Here is a 7,875-nt window from a genome sequence, read left to right on the forward strand (position 1 = left end):
AACGGGAACGTGAGTCAGGGGCAGGGGCAGGGGCACGGTCAGGGGAGCCCGAACGGCGACGGGAGCGGCGCACCGGCCTGGGGCTGGGAGCCGGTACCGCAGGGCGGCGAGTACGACTCCGACGCCACCGCCTTCGTGAAGCTGCCCGAGGAGATGCTCGGCGCGGCCGGAGTCGGCGAGCCGCTGGCCGCCCCGGGGCACGGCTACGTGCCGCCGGTCATCGTCCCGCCGGTGATCGTGCCGCCCGCCATCGCGCAGCAGGCGCAGGCCGCACAGCAGGCGCAGGCCGCGCTGGGCTCCCCGGCGGGCGTCCCGCTGGCCGGCGCGGTGGGCACCGACCCGACCGCCACCGGCACCTGGAGCATCCCCGTCCAGTGGCCGGAGCCCGGCACCGCGTCGGAGCCCGGGCAGGGCCCCGACGCCGAGGCGGCCGGCCACGACGGGTACCACGACCCGGGCGCCACGGCGGAGTGGAACTTCACCGAGGCGGTGGACGCCACGGCCCAGGACCCGACTGCCGACACCGCGCAGTGGCCGGCCCCGGTCGCCGACTGGACCCAGGCCCCGGCGACCCTGCCGGGCGGCGCGGCCGCCCCCTGGGCGGGCCAGGCCGAGTTCGACGGCGTACGCGCCTACGCACCCGAAGCGGTCGGGACCGCCGGCCCGGCCGAGCCGGGACCGGGCGCCCCGGACCCCGCCGCGGTCGCCGTCGCGGACGCTCCGGGGGCCGCGCCCGAAGCCGCCCCCGGCACCGTCGACCCGTACGACCCGCTGGACCTCGGCTCCGGACCGCTGCACGGCGTGCCCGCGGCCGTGCCCCCGCACGCCGCAGCGGTACGCGGACGCGTGCTGGGCGGCCCCGGCGTGGGCAGCCTCCCCGAGGGCGACGCGGTCCACGCGGCCCCCGACATCGAGGCCAGCCACGCGGCGGCGCCGGCCGTGGCCACGGCCGAGCGGCCGCACCCGGTGCCCGGCGCGTTCCCCCCGCCCGGCGCGTCGGAAGCCGGGCCCGGCCACACCCCCGCCGAGGGCGTCCCGGTGCCCGCGTACGCCTCGGCCGACCCGTACGGCGTCCCGGAGCACACCCCCGGGCACGGCACGGCCGAGCCCGAGCCCGGTCACCCGGGCCACACCCCGGCCGAGGGCGTCGCGGTGCCCCCGTCCGCGGCGGGCGACCCGTACCCGGGGACGGAACACGGCCCGGAGCACACCCCGGACCAGACCCCGGACCACGGCGTCCGGTCGCACGCCCCGCACCACGGCCCCGCCGGGCCCGAGCCGGTGCCCGCCTACCCGGAGCACACCCCCGCCGAGGGGGTGCCGGTCCCGGAGCCCGCGGCCGCCGACCTGCTCCCGACCGCTGACACCGGCCCCGGCGAACACCCCCTGGCCTCCTACGTCCTGCGCGTCAACGGCGCCGACCGCCCGGTCACCGGCGCCTGGATCGGCGAGTCGCTGCTCTACGTGCTGCGCGAGCGCCTCGGCCTCGCCGGCGCCAAGGACGGCTGCTCGCAGGGCGAGTGCGGGGCGTGCGCGGTGAAGGTGGACGGACGGCTCGTCGCCTCCTGCCTCGTCCCGGCCGCGACCGCCGCCGGCGCCGAGGTCCGTACCGTCGAGGGCCTCGCCACCGAAGGCGAGCTCTCCGACGTCCAGCAGGCGCTCTGCCGGTCCGGGGCCGTGCAGTGCGGGTTCTGCGTACCGGGCATGGCCATGACCATCCACGACCTGCTGGAGGGCAACCACGCCCCCAGCGAGCTGGAGACCCGCCAGGCCCTCTGCGGCAACCTCTGCCGCTGCTCCGGCTACCAGGGCGTGCTGGACGCGGTCCGCGAGGTCGTCGCCGAGCGCGGCGCCGCGGCCGAGGCAGCCGCGGAGGCCGCCGCCGGCCACACCGGCCACACCGGCCACACCGGACGCACCGGCCCGGACGGCGCGCCCGGCCAGGGCCCCGAAGCCCGGATCCCGCACCAGGCCCCGCCGGGCGGGGGCGGCGTCCACCAGCCCGGCCCCCACTACCCGAACCACCACGACCACCACGGAGGCATGGCGTGAGCGCCAGCGACGCGGCGACGGCCATCGTCACCCCGAAGGTCACCGCCGACTCCGCCGCGCCCGACTCCGACGGCACCACCCCCGAACGCGGGATCGGCGCCTCCGTCCCCCCGGCCGACGCCCGCGCCAAGACCGAGGGGACCTTCCCCTACGCCGCCGACCTGTGGGCCGAGGGCCTGCTCTGGGCCGCCGTGCTGCGCTCCCCGCACGCCCACGCCCGGATCCGCTCCATCGACACCAGCGCCGCCGCGCGGATGCCCGGCGTACGGGCCGTCGTCACGCAGGCCGACGTCCCCGGCGCCGCCACCCACGGCCGCCGGATCGCCGACCGCCCCGTCTTCGCCCACGACGTGGTCCGCCACCACGGCGAACCGATCGCCGCCGTCGCCGCCGACCACCCCGACGCCGCCCGCCTGGCCGCCGCCGCGATCACCGTCGAGTACGAACTCCTCGACCCCGTCACCGACCCCGAACAGGCCTTCGGGGCCCCGCCGCTGCACCCCGACGGCAACCTGATCCGGCACATCCCCCTCAGCTACGGCGACCCCGAGGCCACCGGAGAGGTCGTCGTCGAGGGCCTCTACCGGATCGGCCGCCAGGACCCCGCGCCGATCGGCGCCGAGGCCGGCCTCGCCGTGCCCCGCCCCGACGGCGGCGTGGAGATCTACACGGCCTCCACCGACCCCCACTCCGACCGCGACCTCGCCGCGGCCTGCCTCGGCCTGGAACCCGAGCGGGTCAAGGTCGTCGTCACCGGAGTGCCCGGCGCCACCGGCGACCGCGAGGACTCCGGCTTCCAGCTGCCGCTGGGGCTGCTGGCCCTGCGCACCGGCTGCCCGGTGAAGCTCGCCGCCACCCGCGAGGAGTCCTTCCTCGGCCACTCCCACCGCCACCCCACCCTGCTCCGCTACCGGCACCACGCGGACGCCGAGGGCCGGCTGGTCAAGGTCGAGGCGCAGATCCTGATGGACGCCGGCGCCTACGCCGACTCCTCCTCCGAATCCCTGGCCGCCGCCGTCGCGTTCGCCTGCGGCCCGTACGTCGTCCCGAACGCCTTCGTCGAAGGCTGGGCCGTACGCACCAACAACCCGCCCTCCGGCCACGTCCGCGGCGAAGGCGCCATGCAGGTGTGCGCCGCGTACGAGGGCCAGATGGACAAGCTCGCCGCGCAGCTCGGCATCGACGGCGCCGAACTGCGCCTGCGCAACGTCCTCGCCACCGGCGACTCGCTGCCCACCGGGCAGGCCGTCACCTGCCCCGCCCCGGTCGCCGAACTGCTGCGCGCGGTCCGCGACTCCGAGCTCCCGGCCCTCCCCAAGGACACCCCGGAGGAGGAGTGGCTGCTGCCGGGCGGCCCCGAGGGCGCCGGCGAACCGGGGGCCGTCCGCCGCGGCGTCGGCTACGGCCTCGGCATGGTCCACATGCTGGGGGCGGAGGGCACCGACGAGGTGTCCACCGCCACCGTCAAGGTGTACGGCGGCGAGGCCACCGTCATCTGCGCGGCCGTCGAGACCGGGCAGGGCTTCACCACCCTGGCGCGCCAGATCGTCCAGGAGGTCCTCGGCGTGGACGAGGTGACGGTCGCCCCGGCCGACACCGACCAGCCGCCGGCCGGCCCGGCCACGCACGGCCGGCACACCTGGGTCTCCGGCGGGGCGGTGGAACGGGCCGCCAAGATGGTCCGCACGCAGCTGCTCCAGCCGCTGGCCGCCAAGTTCGGCATGTCCACCGAGCTGCTGCAGATCGCGGACGGACGGATCACCTCGTACGACGGGGCCTTCTCGACCACCGTGGCGGAGGCCCTGGAGGGCAAGGAACTCTGGGCCACCGCCCAGTGCCGCCCGCACCCCACCGAACCCCTCGACGCGAACGGCCAGGGCGACGCCTTCGTGGGGCTGGCCTTCTGCGCGATCCGCGCGGTGGTCGACGTAGACGTGGAACTCGGTTCGGTGCGCGTCGTCGAACTCACCGTGGCCCAGGACGTCGGCCGCGTACTGAACCCCCGTCAGCTGCGGGCGCGCATCGAGGCGGGCGTCACCCAGGGCGTCGGCGCCGCCCTCACCGAGAACCTCCGCACCGCGTCCGGCCTCGTGCGCCACCCGGACCTCACCGGATACGCCCTCCCCACCGCCCTGGACGCCCCGGCGGTCCGGATCGTCAAGCTCGTCGAAGAGCGGGACGTGGTCGCCCCGTTCGGCGCCAAGGCGGCCAGCGCCGTGCCGGTCGTCACGGCACCCGCGGCGGTCGCCTCCGCGGTCCGCGCGGCCACCGGACGACCGGTCAACCGCCTCCCGATCAGGCCCTCCGCGGCCGTGGGAGTGTCCAACTCCTGACCCTGTGACCCACATTGCACGTGCAACCCGGAGTTGGGACTGTCGGGACCGCTCGATAGAGTTGTCGTACGCACGCACGCATGCGAACGGGGACGGGAAACGGGGAGGCCAGCGTGGCAGCGGACGGGAATGTGGGCAGCGAGCCGTGGATTCCGGGCGGCAGCATGCGCGCGTTCGTGAACAACGGCCTGATCGCGTCGCAGGGCAAGGCCCTCTACGTCGAGAAGCAGTCGATGGTGGAGTACCGCAAGCGGGTCGACAAGCTCCTCGACCAGCTGAAGGGCTCCGACGCGGACCACGGCCGGTTCGCCGAGGGGACGCTCGGCTCCGGAGCGCTCGGCAAGGGCTTCAGTGAGGCGGAGGACCTCCACACCGCCTACAACAAGGTCCGCGCCGAGATGGAGAACCTCTCGAAGGTGCTGGCCGACCAGATCGAGGCGCTGTCGATCGCGATCGAGGCCTCCCGAGTCGGTTACGACAACATGGACGAGGACGTGAAGGCCCGCATGCGCGCCATCCAGAAGCGCGCGGAAGCGGCCTACGTGCCCGACCGCGACCCGGGCGCCAAGGCGAACCACAAGAACGAGACGCAGACGGGCCAGCAGCCGCAGCCCGACAACGGCGACGGCAGCACGTCGGGAGGTGGCCACTGATGGCGACGAACTTCGAGGGTTACTCGCACCAGGACCTGGTGGCCATGCTGGCGTCCGTGGACGCCGGCAAGATCCGCTCGCGCGGCCAGCTCCTGAAGGACGCCGAGGTCGAGATCACCAAAATCGGCAACGACCTCAAGAACCACAAGGTCGAGGACTGGGAGGGCGAGGCCGCCGACTCCTTCCAGAACTGGGTCAACAGCCTCGGCAACGCCACGCTGCGCCTCGGCGAGTACAGCAAGACCGGCGGCGAGTGGATGGTCCGCGCCGCGGACACCGTCTCCCAGGTCAAGGCGCACGAGCTGCCGGCGTACGACCAGACCGCGGCGGACAACCTCGCGGCGGCGAAGAAGCACCACAACGACCCGGACTCGGCCAAGATCAGCCAGGAGTCGACGGCCAAGCTGAACGCCGACCGCCTGGAGGCGGCCCGCGCCCTGAAGAAGGTCGCGGAGTCCTACGAGCAGTCCTACACGCAGATCAACGCGGCCCCGATCCCGACGTTCCCGCCGGCGCCGAGCACGTTCGTCCCGGCCGGACTGGACAGCGGATCGGACATCAGCCGCGCGGGCGGTGGCGGAGATCCGGCCGGCGGTGCGGCCCGTGGCCCGAGCGGACCGGGCGGCGGCCTCGACCCGCGCGGTCCCGCGCCCGCGCCCGAGTTCGTTCCCGGACAGCCGCCGACGAACCCCGGCCCGGACGTTCCCGGCCCGGGCCCGGCTCCCGTGGTCCCCGCGCCGCCGGACCGGGACATCGACACCGACCTGGACACCGTCGGTACGCTGCCGCCGCCCACGACGGCGCCGCCGGTCGTGACGCCGCCGCCCGGCCCCGGCCCGGGCCCGGCTCCGCACGTCACCCCGCCCCCGATCACGCTTCCGCCGACCACGGGCCTGCCGAGGACCGGCACGCCGCCCACCGGCCAGGCCAAGCCGGTCGCCCCGCCCATGGCCCCATCGCTGCGGCCGCCGGGCATGCCCGGTCCGGGTGGTCCCGGACCCCTCGGCAAGGTGCCCGGCCCCATGGGCGCCCCGCCGCGCGACCCGGGCATCCACGGCGGACGCGCGGTCAACACCCAGGGGCCGACCTCGGCGATCCCGCGGGGCACCGTCGTCGGCAACGAGCCCGGTCGTGCACCGGCCGGCCGCCCGGGAATGGCCGGCGGCTTCGGCGCCGGCATGGGCGCCGGGCCCGTCGGGGCCCAGGGCGGTCCTGCGGCAGGTCGCCGGCTCGCGACCCAGCCCGGCGGCATCGTCGGCGGTCGGCCGGTCGGCGCACCCGGTGGCGTGGTCGGCGCCCGGCCGTTCACCCAGGGTGGTTCCGGCCTGGTCCGCGGCGGTGTCGTCGGTGGCGCGGCTCCGGCCCAGGGTGCGCGCCGGGAGGAGACGGACGGCGGCGAGCGGCCCGACTACCTGACCGAGGACGAGGCGACCTGGCAGAGCGGCCGACGCGTCGCCCCGCCGGTCATCGACTGAACGAACGGACTGTGTACGAGATGCGCATGCGGAAAGCCACGACGGTCCTGACGGGTCTGCTGCTGGCCGGGGTCCTCGCGACTCCGGCCCACGCGGAGACCATCCGGGCCCAGCAATGGCATCTCGACACGATGAAGGCCGACGAGATGTGGAAGACCAGCACCGGCAAGGGGGTCACCGTCGCGGTGATCGACTCCGGTGTCGGCCGCGTCCCCGAACTGGAGGGGCAGGTCCTCCCCGGCAAGGACTTCGTCCCGGACGCCGGCGGGGACGAACGCAAGGACCACAGCAACCACGGCACCACGATGGCCGCGATCATCGCGGCCACCGGGAAACACCCCTCCGGCGACGGGGCGATGGGACTGGCGCCGGGCGCCAAGATCCTGCCGATCCGGGTCTCCGACCAGCCGGGCAAGCGCGCCTCATGGGTCCAGGCCATCCGCTACGCGGCCGACTCGGACGCCAAGGTCATCAACATCTCGATGGGTACGTCCGAGGAGGATCCCGCCCGCGCAGAGGCAGTGAAGTACGCCCTGGCCAAGGGCAAGCTGATCTTCGCCTCCGTCGGCAACTCGGGGGACGGCCTGAACCGGGTGCAGTACCCGGCGGCCACCCCCGGTGTGGTCGGTGTCGGCGCCGTCGACCAGAAGGCCAACGCCACCGCCGAGTCCCAGAAGGGCCCCCAGGTCGACCTGTCCGCGCCCGGCACCGACATCGTCACCGCCTGCGGCGGCAAGACGGGCGTGTGCAAGAACCACGGCACCAGTGACGCCACCGCCCTCGCCTCCGCCTCCGCCGCCCTGCTCTGGTCGGCACACCCCGACTGGACCAACAACCAGGTCCTGCGGGTGCTCCTCAACACCTCCGGCAAGCCCCGTGACGGTGTCGAGCGCAACAACCACATCGGCTACGGCGTGGTCCGGCCGCGGATCGCGCTGAGCAACCCCGGCGACCCCGGGCCCGCCGCCGAGTGGCCGCTGCCCGACCTGGCCGCCGCGGCCCCGTCCGGCTCGCCCGCGCCGGGCGGCTCCGGCTCGGCGCAGTCCCCGGCCGCCCCCGCGCCGTCCCAGGCCGCGGCCCCGGAGGCAGAGGGCAGCAGCCTGCCGTGGATCGCGCTCGGCATCGGCGCGGCCGTGCTCCTCGGCGGCGGTGTCACCGCCCTGGCTCTGCGGGGCAGGGGCCGCTGAGAGTCGGCAGGACGTAGGGGTAGGACGTACGGCAGGACGTACGGCAGGACATGGCGGAGGGGCCCCCCGGCCCCCGCGGGCCCCCGGCCCCCCCCCCCCACCGGCCCCGGGGGCCCCCCCCGCGGGGAAAAACCCGTGTACCCCCGGAGAGGGCCGGCCCGCGGGCCCCCCGGCG

General features: G+C 75.8%; 5 protein-coding genes. All 5 read left to right on the plus strand.

Annotated features, from left to right (window positions below):
* Nucleotides 1-9 precede the first annotated feature (9 nt).
* The 5 genes from ACFY61_RS05160 to mycP all read left to right on the plus strand — a co-directional run bounded on the left by ACFY61_RS05160 (nucleotide 10) and on the right by mycP (nucleotide 7,700).
* Nucleotides 10-2,052 carry a 2Fe-2S iron-sulfur cluster-binding protein gene (locus ACFY61_RS05160; protein ID WP_389467155.1) on the plus strand — a complete coding sequence of 681 codons (2,043 nt, stop codon included), beginning with the start codon at nucleotides 10-12 and terminating at the stop codon, nucleotides 2,050-2,052.
* Nucleotides 2,049-4,385, plus strand: a complete 2,337-nt coding sequence (locus ACFY61_RS05165; protein WP_389467157.1) for a xanthine dehydrogenase family protein molybdopterin-binding subunit — start codon at nucleotides 2,049-2,051, stop codon at nucleotides 4,383-4,385. The genes ACFY61_RS05160 and ACFY61_RS05165 overlap by 4 nt, the downstream gene beginning before the upstream one ends.
* Before the next feature lie 113 nt (nucleotides 4,386-4,498).
* Nucleotides 4,499-5,038 carry a hypothetical protein gene (locus ACFY61_RS05170; RefSeq protein WP_389467159.1) on the plus strand — a complete coding sequence of 180 codons (540 nt, stop codon included), beginning with the start codon at nucleotides 4,499-4,501 and terminating at the stop codon, nucleotides 5,036-5,038.
* Nucleotides 5,038-6,513: a WXG100 family type VII secretion target gene (locus tag ACFY61_RS05175; RefSeq protein ID WP_389467161.1), complete on the plus strand. Its 1,476-nt coding sequence runs from the start codon at nucleotides 5,038-5,040 to the stop codon at nucleotides 6,511-6,513. The genes ACFY61_RS05170 and ACFY61_RS05175 overlap by 1 nt, the downstream gene beginning before the upstream one ends.
* 26 nt (nucleotides 6,514-6,539) lie before the next feature.
* On the plus strand, nucleotides 6,540-7,700 hold the full coding sequence (mycP, locus tag ACFY61_RS05180; protein ID WP_389467163.1) for a type VII secretion-associated serine protease mycosin: 1,161 nt from the start codon (nucleotides 6,540-6,542) through the stop codon (nucleotides 7,698-7,700).
* Nucleotides 7,701-7,875 lie beyond the last annotated feature (175 nt).

Origin of the sequence: Streptomyces sp. NPDC012888, from assembly GCF_042900645.1 — a bacterium.
Taxonomy (GTDB): domain Bacteria; phylum Actinomycetota; class Actinomycetes; order Streptomycetales; family Streptomycetaceae; genus Streptomyces.